14 protein-coding genes and 1 pseudogene are annotated in these 15,902 nt (G+C 57.8%); 4 read left to right on the top strand and 11 right to left on the bottom strand.

The genetic code is table 11. The features are described from left to right. Positions 1–7 precede the first annotated feature (7 nt). Positions 8–994: a Bug family tripartite tricarboxylate transporter substrate binding protein gene (locus tag ACYVDM_RS08465; RefSeq protein ID WP_415786837.1), complete on the top strand. Its 987-nt coding sequence runs from the start codon at positions 8–10 to the stop codon at positions 992–994. Between the two features lie 125 nt (positions 995–1,119). On the opposite strand, the pseudogene ACYVDM_RS08460 reads toward ACYVDM_RS08465, so the two are convergent. Beyond that, positions 1,120–2,308: pseudogene (locus ACYVDM_RS08460) on the bottom strand (IS3 family transposase). Between the two features lie 67 nt (positions 2,309–2,375). Next, entirely contained in the window at positions 2,376–2,831 is a 456-nt protein-coding gene (locus ACYVDM_RS08455) for a copper resistance protein NlpE (RefSeq protein ID WP_415786839.1), read from the bottom strand. Between the two features lie 399 nt (positions 2,832–3,230). On the opposite strand from ACYVDM_RS08455, the gene ACYVDM_RS08450 reads away from it, so the two are divergent. After that, the gene (locus tag ACYVDM_RS08450) at positions 3,231–4,718 is read left to right on the top strand and encodes a Fic family protein (RefSeq protein ID WP_415786841.1); all 1,488 of its coding nucleotides are present in this window, start codon (positions 3,231–3,233) and stop codon (positions 4,716–4,718) included. A 25-nt stretch (positions 4,719–4,743) separates the two neighbouring features. Here ACYVDM_RS08450 and ACYVDM_RS08445 read toward each other — a convergent pair whose 3' ends face one another. Together ACYVDM_RS08445 and ACYVDM_RS08440 are read right to left on the bottom strand one after the other, a co-directional pair. Next, positions 4,744–5,787: a hypothetical protein gene (locus tag ACYVDM_RS08445; protein WP_415786843.1), complete on the bottom strand. Its 1,044-nt coding sequence runs from the start codon at positions 5,785–5,787 to the stop codon at positions 4,744–4,746. A 166-nt stretch (positions 5,788–5,953) separates the two neighbouring features. Then, positions 5,954–6,379, bottom strand: a complete 426-nt coding sequence (locus tag ACYVDM_RS08440) for a cupin domain-containing protein (protein ID WP_415787089.1) — start codon at positions 6,377–6,379, stop codon at positions 5,954–5,956. 281 nt (positions 6,380–6,660) lie between these two features. Here ACYVDM_RS08440 and ACYVDM_RS08435 point away from each other — a divergent pair, with 281 nt between their 5' ends. Further along, positions 6,661–6,876 carry a hypothetical protein gene (locus ACYVDM_RS08435; RefSeq protein WP_415786845.1) on the top strand — a complete coding sequence of 72 codons (216 nt, stop codon included), beginning with the start codon at positions 6,661–6,663 and terminating at the stop codon, positions 6,874–6,876. Between the two features lie 149 nt (positions 6,877–7,025). Here ACYVDM_RS08435 and ACYVDM_RS08430 read toward each other — a convergent pair whose 3' ends face one another. From ACYVDM_RS08430 to ACYVDM_RS08400, 7 genes are all read right to left on the bottom strand, one after another. Further along, positions 7,026–7,445, bottom strand: coding sequence for a lysozyme inhibitor LprI family protein (locus tag ACYVDM_RS08430; protein WP_415786847.1), 420 nt, complete (start codon positions 7,443–7,445; stop codon positions 7,026–7,028). A gap of 111 nt (positions 7,446–7,556) precedes the next feature. Further along, entirely contained in the window at positions 7,557–8,624 is a 1,068-nt protein-coding gene (locus ACYVDM_RS08425; RefSeq protein ID WP_415786849.1) for an isocitrate/isopropylmalate dehydrogenase family protein, read from the bottom strand. A 437-nt stretch (positions 8,625–9,061) separates the two neighbouring features. Next, positions 9,062–10,495, bottom strand: a complete 1,434-nt coding sequence (locus tag ACYVDM_RS08420) for an amidase (RefSeq protein ID WP_415786851.1) — start codon at positions 10,493–10,495, stop codon at positions 9,062–9,064. Then, positions 10,485–12,125 carry an ABC transporter ATP-binding protein gene (locus ACYVDM_RS08415; RefSeq protein WP_415786853.1) on the bottom strand — a complete coding sequence of 547 codons (1,641 nt, stop codon included), beginning with the start codon at positions 12,123–12,125 and terminating at the stop codon, positions 10,485–10,487. Before ACYVDM_RS08415 ends, ACYVDM_RS08420 begins: the two co-directional genes overlap by 11 nt. After that, complete coding sequence (locus ACYVDM_RS08410) at positions 12,125–12,964, bottom strand: ABC transporter permease (RefSeq protein WP_415786855.1); 840 nt, start codon at positions 12,962–12,964, stop codon at positions 12,125–12,127. Before ACYVDM_RS08410 ends, ACYVDM_RS08415 begins: the two co-directional genes overlap by 1 nt. Beyond that, complete coding sequence (locus ACYVDM_RS08405; protein ID WP_415786857.1) at positions 12,961–13,938, bottom strand: ABC transporter permease; 978 nt, start codon at positions 13,936–13,938, stop codon at positions 12,961–12,963. The genes ACYVDM_RS08410 and ACYVDM_RS08405 overlap by 4 nt, the downstream gene beginning before the upstream one ends. Further along, positions 13,935–15,542, bottom strand: coding sequence for an ABC transporter substrate-binding protein (locus ACYVDM_RS08400; protein ID WP_415786859.1), 1,608 nt, complete (start codon positions 15,540–15,542; stop codon positions 13,935–13,937). Before ACYVDM_RS08400 ends, ACYVDM_RS08405 begins: the two co-directional genes overlap by 4 nt. Positions 15,543–15,679: 137 nt before the next feature. Between ACYVDM_RS08400 and ACYVDM_RS08395 the strand changes: the two genes are divergently transcribed. Further along, on the top strand, positions 15,680–15,902 hold a 223-nt coding region (locus ACYVDM_RS08395; protein WP_460475347.1), incomplete at its 3' end, for a helix-turn-helix domain-containing protein.

The following is a 15,902-nucleotide window of genomic DNA, read 5'->3' as shown; positions in this document are numbered from 1 at the left end:
AGACACCATGATCAAAAATCTGAAGCGCGCTGGCGGACTCATCGCGTCCGCCATCCTCGCGTCCGCGGCATTGGCCGCGCCCGGCTCTGCCCAATCCAACTTTCCGAGCCAGCCGATTCGCCTGGTAGTCCCATTCGCACCGGGAGGCGCGGCCGACACACTGGCCCGGGCGCTTGCCAATACGCTGGGCGAACAAACGGCGCAGACCGTCGTCGTCGAAAACCGCGCCGGCGCCGGCGGTACGATCGGCACGGCAAGCGTGGCGCGGTCGGCTCCCGATGGCTATACGCTGTTGCTCGGCAATGTCTCGACGCTGGCTACCGCCCCCAGCCTATACACGAAGCTGACATATGATCCGCTCAAAGACTTCACACCATTGACGCTGGTAGGCCGCAGCCCATTGGTGTTCGCGGCATCGCCCAAGCTTGAAGCCAACACGTTGCGCGATCTGGTCAACAACACCAAGAACCTGAAAGACTTGAACTACGGCTCGTCGGGCGCGGGCAGCATCACGCACTTGACGGGCGAACTGCTAAACAAGCAGGTCGACAACGCCATTGTGCACGTGCCGTACAAGGGCAGCGCCCCGGTTCTGGTCGCTGTCATGGCTGACGAACTGCAGCTGGGCGTAACCCAAGTTTCCGAAATTCTGCAGCAGTTGCGCGCCGGACAGGTAAAGGCGTTGGGCATTACGGGCAGCCAGCGGCTCGAGGTAATTCCGGACGTCTCGACCGCTGCCGAACAGGGCATCCCTGGCCTTGAGGCCACGACGTGGTATGCCGTAGTGGGCCCCAAGGGCATCCCGGACGACGTGACCAAGAAGCTGCACACCATGCTGGCAAAGGCCCTGGACGACCCCAATTTCAAGAAACGCTATGCCGAAGAAGGCTTGTTGATTCAGTCGTCCACGCCACAAGAACTGAGCGATCTCATGGCCCAGGAAATTCCGGCTTGGCGCGAGGTAGTTGAACGCGCGAATGTGAAGCTGGATTAAGCTGGCCTTGCCCCGTTTCTTCGGGCACCTTAGATGGCAACATGAATCGCTGGTAAATTTTTCTGAAAAAATGCTATTTCATCCAAACTTGTCGGTGACCCTGCCTCGTTTCCACGTACAGCAAGTCATACAGCTCGGTTGGCGATCTCCCATGCCACCTGGGCGAGGAAGTCGTTGGCCGAATGCAGGCGCTGGCGGTTGTACCAGCCCTCGATCCAGTTAACGATGTCCAACCTAGCCTGAGCCCGCGTATCGTAGCGAACTTGGTTGACGCGCTCGACTTTCAGCGTTTTGAAGAAGCTCTCCATCGCCGCGTTGTCCCAAGCGTTGGCCCTTCTGCTCATGGACATCGTGATCCCCATGTTGGCCGCCAACGCCCGGTACTGCCCACTGGCGTACTGGACACCGCGATCGGTGTGGACCAACAAGCCCGTGGCAGGCCTGCGCTGCCCCCATGCCGATCGCAGAGCAGAACACACCAAGTTGGCGTCAATGCTGTCGGACATCGACCATCCCACGACACGTCGGCCAGCAAGATCCATGACCGCCGCCAAGTATAGCCAGCCTTCACCGGTGGACACGTAGGTTATGTCAGCCACCCAAGCTTGATCGGCTTGCCAACCATCGAAACGCCTATTGAGTAGATTGGGCGCCACCGGCAGATGATGGGCAGAGTCTGTGGTCACCACGAACGGCCTGCGATATACCGGGCGCAGGCCCTGACGCCGCAGACTTTTACGTACCCGTTCAGCGCTGACCGTCTCACCCTGATGGCGCAGCGTCTGTACGATGCGAGCACGACCGTAACTGCGCCGACTCGCGCTGTGAATGGTAGCCACCCTGGCGTCCAGGGCCTGGTTGGCCAGATCCCGAGCACTTGGCGTACGCACCCGCCATTGACAATAGCCGCTGCGAGATACGCTCAGCACGCGGCACAATCGGCTGACGGTGTATTGATCGCGATGCGCGTCGATCCAGGCGTACCTCATCGCGACCCTCTGGCGAAGTACGCCGTCGCTTTTTTTAGGATTTCTACATCCTGCTTCGCTTCGGCTAGTTCCCTGCGCAGGCGGCTGTTCTCAGCTTCCAACTCACTCACCGGGCGCCGCGTAGCAACCTCCGGCACAATGGCTGCGGGCAACCCGCTGCCACTCTCGCTTACGGCCCGATGACGACGCACCCAATTGCCCACGGTCGCCACCGGAAGCCCAGACGTCGTGCCGCCTCATGACTGCCTACCGAGCCCGCGAGCCTGACCGCTTCAGCCTTGAATTCCTCTGTGTACTGCCTCTTAGGCAAACTGCTGTCTTTCATTTCGATTTTCCGTACTTTCAAAGTTGACAACTTTTTGATGTACGTGGAAACGAGGCAGGGTCACCCGTTATTTTTGCTCGCTCACCTGCTTCAGCTCGTAGTGCTGCGCCAACGGCCCGGTGGGTCGCGTGCCATCCTGGTACAGCATGATCAGCCGTCCCTCGGACACAAAGTAGCGCTGCTCGTCACCCGACATGTCAAGCAGAATAGTGCTTCCATCAGGCTGCCACGTGAAGGTGCCGCTCACTGCGGTTGGGTGCGACTGACGATCTAGGTAGCGGGTCTGCAGTTCATATGTTCCATCCTGCATCAGCACAAGGCGGGTATGAATGCCTGAGCAATCGGCACAAGGAAGCGTGCCCTCGTAGGTGCCGGCCCAGTCCAGCGCGTTGCGTGCATTATGCCCGTCGGTCTGGTCACTATGCTGGGCGGAGCTCGGCTGGAGTGGCGCAGAATCTCTCGGCCCAGCGCAGGCCGTCAGCACGACGGCAACGAGAAGGCAAAGTGGCACGGTCGATTTCATATGAGCTCCTTGAGACGTTGCGGCTTCCCTAACGATAGCCTGCTGGAGTGCCCTTTGCACCCACAGCGCTCTATTTCAACCGCGCCTGACAATACTCAAGCTGCGCCGTCACCTCCCTGATTCCAGCTCGGAGGGCGAAATAACCCGATCGAGCAGTTCGATCAAGCTCGGGGCGGGCTCCATTCAAGCACGGGTACGGCATACGCACGCACTTCACCACGCGCAGCTATAGAAGCTGATTTACGACTATATGGTCTATTTTAAAGTTTAAAAACGACAATTGGGTCCAATCAAAGCCTATCGTTAGCTAGAAAACGACATTGCTTCATTTAATGAAAATTAGCTGAAAAACGACAAAATGCATACAATAAAAGCTATAAAACGTCATTTTGGATAAATATGCTACCTGCAAAAGCGAAAAAACGACCACTCGAAGAAGTCACGTTCGCAACCGGAGATGCCGTCACAGACCGTCAACTTCAACGACGCGCGAAAAGCGGAGAGTTGCTTCGCATCGCTGCCGGAGTCTACGTTGAGGCGGGCTCTGAAGAAGAAATCATCGGTCGGGTCCGACGCAACTGGCAAAAGTTGGCCGCTCATGCTGTGCCCGGCGCTGTTGTTTCGCACCTTAGCGCGTTTGTAAGCGGAATTACGCCGTCCAACGAGGTTGTCATCTCTCACCCCACTCGCTTTAATCGACGCATCAAGTACCCGGGTTTGGTGCTGGTTCTCACAAAAGGCCCCTCACCACTTGCGGGCGATTTTCGCCTGGGCGCCCTGGACCTATATTGGTCCTCACCTGAGCGAGCATTGCTCGAAAACATGAGCCGAGGCTCCAAAGCTACACGAGCGTCTGCACAAGCAGTGGAAGAACGACTCATCGCGATGCTCAACGTGAACAAGGAAGCGGGACTTAACCGAATTCGAGACCGAATACGCGAACTTGCGATACCGCTAGACGCAAAAAAAAGCTTTGAGTCTCTTAATGGCATGATTGGCGCACTGCTAAAAACCCATTCCAAAGGTGCACTCAAGACGAAAGCTGGGCTCAACATTGCCCGAGGCACGCCCATCGACACCGAGCGTCTGGCGCTGTTCGACGTGCTTGCCACCGCACTACGAGTGACCGTGCTTCCTGATATTCCCGAAATTGCTGCTCCGGGCGATGCGCGTATCCATTTCGCGTTTCTGGAGTCCTATTTTTCGAACTACGTAGAAGGCACCAAGTTTTCTCTTGAGGAAGCAGAAGATATTGTTTTGCGTAACAAGATTGTGGCGCAACGTCCCAAGGACTCTCACGATATTCTGGGTGTATTTGAGCTAGCGAACCGTACCGAAACCCGCGGGTCAGTACCACCAGTGGGTGAGGACTTCGTCGAAGTACTACGAGCATGGCACGCGCAGATGCTCGCCCGACGCCCCGAGGTTAATCCAGGGCAACTGAAACTTGAGACGAATTACGCGGGAACGACAGAATTTGTGAGACCCTCGCACGTATGCGGCACCTTGATAGAAGGCTCACGACTGGCACCAAGCGTGCCCGAGGGCCTGGCGCGAGCCATCTACTACCTCTTCCTGATTGCAGAGGTGCACCCGTTTGAGGATGGTAATGGCCGGATATCACGACTAGTCATGAATGCAGAGCTGTCACGAGTCGGCCGCTCCCGGGTCATCATACCGACACTCTTTCATCCCCAATTCGTCGATTGTCTTCGCGCCCTCACTCGAGGAAAAGAAACAGAACCGATCATTCAGGCTATATCCAAGACGGCGACTTGGTGCGCTCAGTTTGATTACGTCCACCTGGACAAGCTTCTTGCTCAGTTACGAAAGACAAATGCCTTCGAAGAATCTCCGGCGCAATTTCGATTGCTAAATCTAGACTAAGTTTGCAAGGATACGTACCGACCCACTATTGAGCGGACGGTACGACAGCCTCCCAATAATCGCCCACATAGACACGCGGATACTGCCGCCCCAAAACGCCGTCCGGCCGATATTCATAGCCCGTCGCGTGTTTGTCCTGGAAACTCACGATGATCTCCTCATGCATCGTATCAAGGCCTAAGCGGGACAAGGCTTGCGTCTTGGCCTGCTCCAGCCGCTCCGGGCGATGCGGCGGCGCCATATAGCGGTGCAGATTCAGGTCGCGCAAAGCGGAATAAACTCCCGCATCGCCCTCGACCGTCACCCGAATGTCATAGAGCGTAAAACCGGTCAACACTAAAGGCTCTCCGTTGTACGAGAGATCATGATATCGATCGTCGACCAAGCTGATCCGCCCTGGTGACGAGACAGCAATCACCGGCTTTACGAATCGAAGCACATACCCGTGCACATTGGCCACGATCTGCTCGAACCGCTCCCGCGCGTAAGCATCGACATCGAACGTCTCCCCCTCCGGCACGACGACCGTGGGCAGGGTGAGACTGAAATAATACGGATAGTCGCAGTCTCCCGGCTTTGGCGAACTCACGTCCCGGAACAGGACGTTGCGGCTTTGCAAACGCTCCAGCGCCGGCAGGAACACGTCGCAACCGGCCTGCAACCGGCGTTCGCGCACCAAGCGCCCGGCCTGCCGCAGGCCAGACGGCACTTGAATCTGCGTCGCACTGGGTACAGAACGGCCCGCCACCTGCCTGCCATTGCGAAACAACAGCACGTAGTAATCCCCCCTGCCCTCGCCCGGCAGGAATTCCACGATGCTCGACTTGATGTCGACGGCGCCGCGATACTTCGCAATCACGTCTCTGTCATCGATCAGCGTGGCAAGCCGGCTTTCTGACTGCGCCGGATGGGTCTCAGTGCTGACTTCAGTCTCGGTTCCATCCTGGATGACCAGTATGTACTCGCCATCGGACAGGTCCAGACCGGCCAGCAGGTGCGAGCCTTTCTGTTCCTTTTCATTATCCAGCCATACGCCGGCGCCCATCATGCCAAGAACAAGCACTAGCATCAACGCACCGATTCTGCTCGAGAGGCTATTGGGCAACATCTTCATCCAGCAACCCGATCGGCAGACTGGAAAAATGGGAGAACGTTTGGGCCGTACGGGGACCGTGTTTGTTGTCGCGTTCGCATTCCTTTTTTTATCCCTTTTTACGTATGCGTCAGTGGACGCCTTAAATCCACTGATCGTTCTCGACAGTACGCTCGTCCGTCGGACCGTCACCCGTGTTCGCCACGCCTCGCGGCTCGATCAACAGCATCTTCACTTCTGCATTTGCACAGGGCTTATGCTCGACGCCCTTTGGCACCACCGCCATCTGACCGGCGCGCAGCACGATCGAACCGTCACCCAATGGGCCCGCGCGAAAATCGATGCGCAACTCGCCTTCGAGCACAATGAACGTCTCGTCAGTATCGGCATGCCGGTGCCACTGGAACTCGCCTTCGACCTTGACGACTTTAAACTGATAGTCGTTCATTTCGGCGACGACGCGCGGTTGCCAGTAACCGTCGATCAGCGCGATCTTGCCGACTAGGTCGATGGCCTGGCACTGGCCGCGCTCAGCCGGCGCGGCTGTGTGGTTCGAGGGGTGGGACATCATTATCTCCGTTCAAAGGTCAATGCACCGAGGATACGCATGCGCCTTGCGGCCATATTGCGCTATCGTGCGGGTTTTTCAGCCGCGCTGGACAACGCCCACGATTTGGCCTTTTATTTTGCTCCGCAATTCTGGTGTTGTCCCACAAATTGATTGCGCGGCCCGTACGGGCCCTTATACTGGCTTGATCCGAAACGGTCGAAAAGCGTGTGCACTGAGTCAAGTTCAGTCACGCCAGAACCAAGATCATGAATGCTGTCCCACGCACGCGGAGGCGAGGAATGGATCACACTGATGGCAACTCACAAAAACTGGGCCTAAGCGCCGATGAACTCTCGGCTTTTGCTGATGCGGCGGGGCTCGACGATGTAGACCATGCATCGCTGCTTACTTTCGCCCTATCCATAGCCGAGGAATGCGCCGAAATCGGAGATCGCTACTCGGTAGGCGATCGCAACTGCGGGAACGAAATCCGCGCTCGATTCGGACTGGGATAAATAGCGACGCGGTCCCGTTTTTGGGCATCCTGGATAAAATGTATATCCGTACGGTGCGCACAGTAGCGCGGCCATCGCACCGACGCACTGGCTGTTCGTAGAGGCTTAGCGGCAACGCGATCTCGAGACGGACTGCGCTTAACTGTTTCCTAGTTCTTGGGTGGAACAGGACAACTCAAGTCGCCTTCTTCGCAAGACAAATAGGTTTTGAAGTCCTTGATGCGAGTTTGGGTAAGCCCATCGCGACACATGCGGATTAGCATTGGATAGGCACTCCCGTCTTGCGAGCGAACGCTAGAGAAATCGCACTCGGCATCACGGAAAACAATCCAGGCCTTTTGCGCTGCGACGAGCTTTTTCACTGCATCGGGTTGATCGCTCAGACGGCCCCGGATCTCTTTATAGAGTTTGTTCAATTCGGCATCCGATTTCGCGTAGTCCTTACTAGCACACTCATTCAGTGTTGATTGATCACTCGCTGTGGCACAGTCCGCAGCGTGCGCGTTGGAGAGGGGCTCCACAGTGCCGAGTCCGAAAAATACCAGCGCGATGAACACGAGAGTACGCATTAAGTGCTCCTTTTAAGCTTTGCGCGAGTCAACATTAACGCCGCTCATGGGTGAGTCTCAAAATACTTGGACGGCAGCGCTTCGATTCGCCAAGCCAATCAAACAGATTTTTTAACGGGTGGCCGCCCGCAATTGATCAAGCACCGCCTTGCCTGCCGCACGCGTACCTAATTGCCCCCCCACGTCGGCCGTGCACTGGCCCGATGCAATGCTGGCGGCAACAGCGGCTTCGATCGCTTTGCTGGCATCCAGGAATTTTTGTTTCTCTTGACGCTGGCCATACCAATTCAACAGCATGGCCGCCGACAATAATTGTGATGCAGGATTGGCCAGATCCTTGCCCGCAATATCCGGGGCCGAACCGTGAGCCGCTTGCCCCATGGCATAGTTCTGGCCCGCATTCAACGCCCCTCCCAACCCTAGACTACCGGAAAGCTCTGCCGTCAGGTCAGACAAGATATCCCCAAACATATTGGTCGTCACTATCACGTCATAACGATCGGGTGCGCGCACCACATGAGCCATCATCGCGTCGACAATGACATCGTCCACGCGCACCTCGGGAAACGCCTTAGCCACCTCGTGACACGTATCGATGAACATGCCGTCACCGATCTTCAGCACATTCGCCTTATGCACGATCGTGACGTGTTTTTTGCGTGTCATGGCCAACTCAAAAGCAGAGCGTGCAATGCGCTCGCAGCACTGACGGGTGATACGGCGCAAGGACACGACGACATCCGGCGTGATCAGCATCTCGCTGCCGCCCGACTCGATATTGCGATCCGCGTAAAAACCTTCCGTGTTCTCACGAACGACAACCAGATCGAATTCGCCTAACCGCGCCGGCATACCCTCATAAGTACGGGCCGGACGAATATTGGCGTACAGATCTAAATTTTTGCGGAAGAATTTCGAAGGATTGATTTCCCCCTTTGATTCGTCTTTGAAATCGTAGGTGGCCATGGGACCCAGCATCAGACCGTCAGCAGCCTGGACTTTGTCCAACAACGCCGGCGTCACCGTCGCACCATGACGCTTGAGGCTATCGTGGCCCGCCACGTCATGATCCAACTGCAAACCGAGGTCGAACCGTTGCGACACCGCCTCTAGCGCATCCACCGCAACCGCCATGGTTTCAGGCCCGATACCGTCGCCAGGCAATACCACTATCTTCATGAAAACACCTCACACGTTTCACAGACTATCCAGGACAACGCGAGAAAGAATTACTCGTTGATCGCATTCTGTGCGTCCCTGATGAACCATGGGAGATTTAACCTTTCCCCCTCGCCGGATTGGATGGTCAGGCGAGGCTTTGGCGCATTGGCGTTGGTAGTCGGGCCCGACGTCGTATAGTCCGGTGGAGGCTGAACTTCGGGCTCGGGAGGTTGGGATGGCCCATGGGCGCAGGAAGCGAGCAACGCGCACATTGCCGCGGGCAAGAGGCGCGGTGATACCAAGCGATGGATCTGCATGATGCTGAGACTCCAGGTAACTATGCCATCAAGCATACCAAACGCGGTGGATCGCTGGATTCGCTGTCGAATCAAGGGCGCGTCACAGCCCTCCATGACCGGGCTGCGACACACATACCTCGCAAAATCAAGACAACATTAAAATGCCGGCTTGCGATGTTTCCAGGGGTCCGCCCGTTCGAGTTGGGCCGACACCCGCAATATCACGTCTTCGCGCCCGAAACGCCCCACTAATTGCGTGGCGACCGGTACGCCTTCTGGCGTGGCAAACAACGGCAAGCTGGCGGCGGGCTGGCCTGACGCATTGAATGCCGCCATGAAGGTCGCGTATCGCGACACCCTTTTACGCAGATCAAGAAACTCGCCGCGCTGCGTGGACAGCTCACCGAGCTTTACCGGCAACTCGGTCAATGCCGGGGTAAGGATCAGATCGAAATCCTCCATGTAGGCTTCCATCGCACGACCGATGGCGTGCAGGCGGTTCACGCTGGCGATGTATTCTTTCGCCGTGATGCGCTTGCCCAGTTCGTAGCCCGACAGCATGATGGGTTCCAGGTCGTCGCTTTGCAACGCCTTGCCGGTCGAGCCCAGACGCGTGTCCACCGCAAGAACAATATTGCTGGCCAAGATGCATGCATGCGCCTGCACGAAGGCGTCATAGTCGATGACCGGCGGCGCCGAATCCATGACCGTGTGGCCCAGGCTGTGCAGTAAGTCGACGCTGTGCTGCACAGCCTGCAACGGCTCCGGCGAAATGGCGATATCGTTCCAGGCCGAGCGCCATACGGCGATCCGCAATGGCTTGACCGCCGATTCCACGACCTCATCCAAATAGGCCCCTGTCTTGGGCGGGGCCGCGTACGGCGCGCCACGTTCGTAACCTGAGATGGCGTCCATAGCCGCGGCGGTATCTCGTACCGTCACACTCAACACCCCGTCGGTCGCCATGCCTCCCCATCCCTCACCCCGAAACGGCCCCATCGGTACGCGGCCACGCGAAGCTTTCAAGCCATACACGCCGCAACATGCGGCGGGGATGCGGATCGACCCGCCACCATCGCTGCCATGCGCCACCGGGACGACGCGTGCCGCCACCGCTGCCGCCGCACCGCCACTGGAGCCCCCGGTCGAACGGCTTCGGTCCCAGGGATTGAGGGTGGGGCCCCCATTAACCTGTGCCTCGGTCGTTGCCACCATGCAGAATTCCGGCACAGTGGAGCGGGCGAACGCGATCAGGCCTGCCTGTTCGAAACGATCTGTCAGCGTGCCATTGCAATCATAAGTCGTATCGTTAAGCAGGCGCGAACCCACGCTGGACGGAAAGCGCGTAGACGGCAGGCCCGAATCCTTCAACAAGAAAGGAATACCGCCGAACGCGCCTCGCTGTTGCCAGGACTTCGCCAGTTCGACGGATGTCTCATACTGTTCGTAGCGCAACGCATTCAGTGCCGTTGCCCGGCTGCACGCCAACTCAACCGCGCAGCGCATCAATGCCTCGGGGGACGTGTCTCCCGACTTGAGCCGGGCAGCCATATCCAGGCCGTCCAACGATTCATACTCTTCATGTTGCATGTGCAATGGTTTCCTCTGAAGGATCGGCTCGGGAGAAGTCCGGTTTGGACCACTGTCGGCCAGGAATGGAATCGATCAATCGACGCGTGTATTCGTGCTGCGGGCGATAGAAAATATCGGTGGCTCGCCCCAGTTCGACCAGCTCGCCTTGCCGCATCACCGCGATACGATCACAGATTTCGGCGGCAACGCGAAGGTCGTGGGTAATGAACAAGACCGACAGATCGAATTGCCCACTGACCGTCTTCAGCAGCTCCAGCACCTGAGCCTGGATAGACACATCCAGCGCCGATACGGCCTCATCGGCCACAAGCAGTCGAGGGCGCAGCGCCAGCGCGCGGGCAATCCCCACCCGTTGCCGCTGTCCGCCTGAGAACTGGTGCGGATAGCGGTCGCCGGCATCACCACCCAAACCCACGAGTTCGAGCAATTCGCGCGCATCCGCCAACGCTTTGCGACGCGGCTCGCCGAACGCGATGGGACCCTGTGCCACAGCGTCGACGATGCGATGGCGCGGGTTCAACGATGCATACGGATCCTGAAATACCATCTGAATCTGGCGTCGATGCTCGCGCCATTCACGGGTGGACAGGCCAACGAGCTCTCGTCCATCGATTCTCACGCTGCCACTGTCGGGAAGAATCAGGCCCGTAAGGGTACGGCCCAACGTGGATTTTCCCGACCCGGATTCACCTACCAATCCGACCGTCTCGCCCTGCTGAATCGTCAGCGAGATATCGTCGAGCGCCAGTACCTGACGTCCCTTGTCCGACCGAAACGTCTTGCGTAGCCTGTCGATCACCATCAGTGGTGGCGTCGTGGCCGCCTCCACCTTTCCCTGCGGTTTATGCGGCACGGCGGCGATCAACTGGCGGGTATAGGCCGCCTGTGGCCGATTCAGAATGTCGGCGGCGGCGCCCTGCTCTACTACCTGACCGTGGCGCATCACCACGATACGGTCGGCAATCTCCGCGACCACACCAAAATCATGGGTAATGAAAATGACGCCTATGCCCATCCGTGCCTGAATGTCTTTGATCATGGCCAGGATCTGGGCCTGCGTGGTGACATCCAGCGCCGTGGTGGGCTCATCGGCGATGAGAATATCCGGCTCCATCGCCAGGGCCATGGCGATCACCGCGCGTTGACGCTGGCCGCCCGACAACTGGAATGGGTAGGCATTCATCAACTTCTCGGGATCGGGCAGCATCACGTCATGGAACAACTGCAGTACCTTGGCGCGACGCGCCTCGGCCGGCAATTCAGTATGGCGCTCGAGCACTTCGTCAACTTGACGGCCAATGCGCATGATGGGGTTCAGTGCAGTCATGGGCTCCTGAAAAACCATACCAAACGACTTTCCCCGCAAGCCATACCAGTCTTTCGGCGTCAACCCGACTAGTTCGCGTCCGCGATAAAGAATGCTGCCTGCGCTGACCTGCAACTCGCCCTCGGGCAAGAGCCCCATCAGCGCGTGCGCGGTCACCGATTTTCCCGAGCCCGATTCACCGACCACGCATAGGATTTCGTTTCGATTAACGGTATAGGACACGCCGTTGACAACGGGCGTCGAAGGCCCGTCTTGCACGACAGAAACGCACAGGTCGCGGATTTCCAGTAGCGCCGTCATCAGTTTGTCCTTTTGCGGGCCAGTTTGGGATTGAGTGCGTCGTTGAGCGCCTCGCCCACCAAGTTAAAGGCCAAGACCGTCATCAGGATGGCAATGCCCGGAAACACACTCATCCACCACGCATCGCGCAACACGCTGCGCGATGCGCCGATGATGTATCCCCATGTCATGGTGTTGGGATCGCCCAGCCCCAGGAAACTCAACGCCGACTCCAACAAGATCGCGCTAGCCACCATCAGTGACCCCGACACGATGACCGGCGACAAGCTGTTGGGCAGTATCTGAGTCAGAATAATGCGCATATTGGACTGACCGCTCAGGATCGCGGCCTCGACAAATTCCCGATGCTTCATGCTCATGAATTCGGCGCGCACCAGACGTGCCAGCGGCGGCCAGGATACGAGCGCAATCGCGAAGATCACAGTGCTGATACTGGGAGTAAGAATAGCCACCAGCACGACAGCCAGGAAAAACCCGGGAATCGTCTGGAACAGTTCGATGAACCCGACGATGACTTGATCGACCTTGCCGCCGTAAAAGCCCGCGATCGCTCCGACCGTAATGCCCACCAGAACTGACACCGCCGTCGAGATCAGCGCCAGCACCAGCGTGACCCGGCCGCCATAGGCGATACCACTTGCGATATCGCGGCCCAGGGTATCGGTGCCCAGCAAGGCGTCCTCGGACAAGGGCGGCATATACGGCGCGTTCACCATGTCCCAGGGGCTATCGGGAAATATCCAACTGGCAAAAACCGCCAACAAACTGACCAGCGCAAGAACAGTCAAGCCCACCAGGCCGCCCTTGTTGTGGCAAAACGCGCGAAAGAAGTTCTTCATTTGAGTTCTATCCTGGGATCGGCGATCGTGTAAAGAATGTCGGTCAGCAGATTGACAATCACGACGACAATGGACGCCACGAAGAACACGCCGAGCAACACGCTGTAGTCGCGCTGTACCAGAGCGTCGAACGCCAGCCGGCCTATGCCCGGCCAGGCGAACACCGTTTCAACCAGCAAAGATCCCCCTATCAGGTGTCCCGCCTGGATACCCGCATAGGTGATGATTGGCAGCAAAGCGTTGCGCAGCACATGGCGCATGATTACGGTGCGTTCCGATAAACCCTTGGCGCGCGCCGTCTTCACAAAATCGAGCTGGCGGATCTCCAGCATCGACGCGCGGGTCAATCGTGCATAGACCGCCATATAGAACATGCCCAGCGTGACCGTGGGCAAGATCAAGTGACGCGCGATATCAGCAAAACGCGCGAACCCTGTCAGGTTGGCGCCGACGCTTTCGTAGCCAAAGGAAGGCAACCACTGCAACTGCACCGAAAACACCAACACCAGCATCAGTCCTACCCAAAATATCGGTGTGGCGTAGGCCAGCATGGCAAGCGTCGTGATGACCGTATCGCCCCATTTACCCACGCGCAATGCCGCCTGGATACCCAGCCCCACCCCTGCGAATAACGCAAAGGCAAATGACGTCAACGCCAGTATCAGCGTCGCGGGCAAGTGCGCCAAGATCAGCGTCGACACGGGAGACTGCTGGCGATAGGAATAACCCAAGTCGAACGTAGCCACGTCTTTAAGATAAGACGCAAGCTGTACGGTCAAGGGCTTGTCCAGTCCAAAATCCTGGCGCAGCTTTTCGATGTATTCGGCATCGGCCGCCCCCGACTGCCCCGCCAGAATTTCCGCGGGGTCGCCGGGTGCGGCACGGACCAGAAAGAAATTGAATATGGCGATCATGAAGAGCACCAGGATGCTCTTGACCACGCGCCTGCCCAGGAATCCGGCGATCTTGCTCATTCCTTCGACAGCCACGCATCACTGTAGGTATCCACCACGCCCAGGCCCGTCGTGATGGCGTCGTGCACGCGCTTGTTCAAGATGGTGCCGTAATTGGTGTCCACCAACCACACCAGCGGCACATCCTCGACCAGGATTTTTTGTGCCTCGGAGTAGTATCTCTGCCGTTGTTCATCGTCACTGGCCTTTGCGGCCAGATTGAACAGCTCGTCGACTTTCGGATTGTTGTACTGGGACGTGTTGCTGAACATCACACCTTTGCGAATGTTGCTGCCCACATAGGTGCGGGCCACGCCAATGGCGGGATCGGCATACTGAAACACCCCATTGCCCGCCATGTCGTAATCCCAGTTACCGACACGCGACACCCATCCCCCCACGTCGGTGCTCTCGAGGTTCACTGCGATACCGACTTTGGACAGATTCTGCTTGATGTACTCGGCGACACGACGCGGCATCTCACCGTAAGGCAATGGGATCATGCCGATGGTGACGCGCACGCCATCGCCATTGGGCTTGAGCCCCATTTCCTCAAGCAGGGCAATAGCTTTCTCGGGATCGTAGTCGTACTTCTTGACGTTGGAATCATAAAAGCGCGTGTTGTGGTGAATCGGTCCGGTAGCGGGCACCCCCTGGCCGACCATGATCTTTTCCGCGATGAATTTGCGGTTGATCGCATACATCAACGCCTGGCGAAAGCGCTTGTCGTTAAACGGCTCGCGCGCGTTGTTCAGCTCGATCCACTGCATAGTCGACCAGTATTCGAAGCCCTTGTTGGTATGCGTCATGTTGGGCAGCTTCGCCACGCGCGGCACGTCCATCGGCTCCAGATCCTGCAGCCAGGCCTGCATCACCGTGCCCTGTTCGATCGCTAGCCGACGCGACGCGGCGTCGGGAATCACGCGATAGGTAATACCGTCCAGGTACGGACGGCCTTCCTTCCAGTAGTTCTCGTTCTTCACCAGTTCCACATACGAGCCACGTTCCCATTTCTTGAACTTGAAGGGGCCGGTGCCAATCGGATGCGCGTTATTCGGGTTCTGGCCAATGGGAGTATCCACGTCGTATAGATGCTTGGGCACGATTGCGCCACCGCCAATGTCGAGCCCGTACAGGAACGCGGCATACGGTTCCTTCAGCTTGAACACCACGGTGTTCGCGTCCGGCGCCGTGACTGATTCGACGTTTTGCATCATGCCGCGGGTACGCGGCGTCTTGGACAGCACCTTCTCGTACGAAAACACGACATCGGCCGATGAGAACGGCTTGCCATCGTGCCAGGTCACGCCTTGCTGAAGATGGAAGGTATACGTCAGCTTGTCGTCGGAAACCTCCCAGGACTTGGCAAGGCTGGGCAACGGCTTAAGATCAAACGAATAGGTCAACAGGCTTTCGAAGATCTTGCCGCCAATCATCTGCGTGCCAGCGACCTGCTGGAGCGCCAGAATGAGGCTGGGCGGCTCCGGATGCAGAATGGCCGTAAGCACGCCTCCATATTGCGGCGTTTCGGCGGCGTGCACAGGCAGGTTCGCCATCGTGGCGGCAGCCGCCAATGCAAACCCACATTTGACAATGGCCCGGCGGGCCTGACTGACCAGTTTCATCACTTGCTCCGAGAAACCTCGGCATTCCTGCCGGGGAGGAAAGGGACGCAGCCGTCAGGCTGCAGGATCGGTCTGATATGAGTCGATAGCCGGGTAAATACCCCGTTATTAGGTTTGACGTCGATAGCATCTCGGGCATGCAAACCAAACGTGCCTACCGATTCCGGTTTTATCCCACGCCCGAGCAAGCGATCACGCTGGCTCGCACGTTTGGTTGTGTGCGCGTGGTCTATAACCACATGCTTAATCTTCGTTCGACGGCTTGGGCCCAGCGGCAAGAGCGCCTGGGGTATCACGCGACCTCGGCTGCGCTGACGGCGCTGAAAAAGACGGCGGACCACACCTGGTTGAACGAGGTTA

Source organism: Bordetella tumulicola (assembly GCF_054779135.1).
This window is presented reverse-complemented; position numbering and strand designations above follow the sequence as displayed.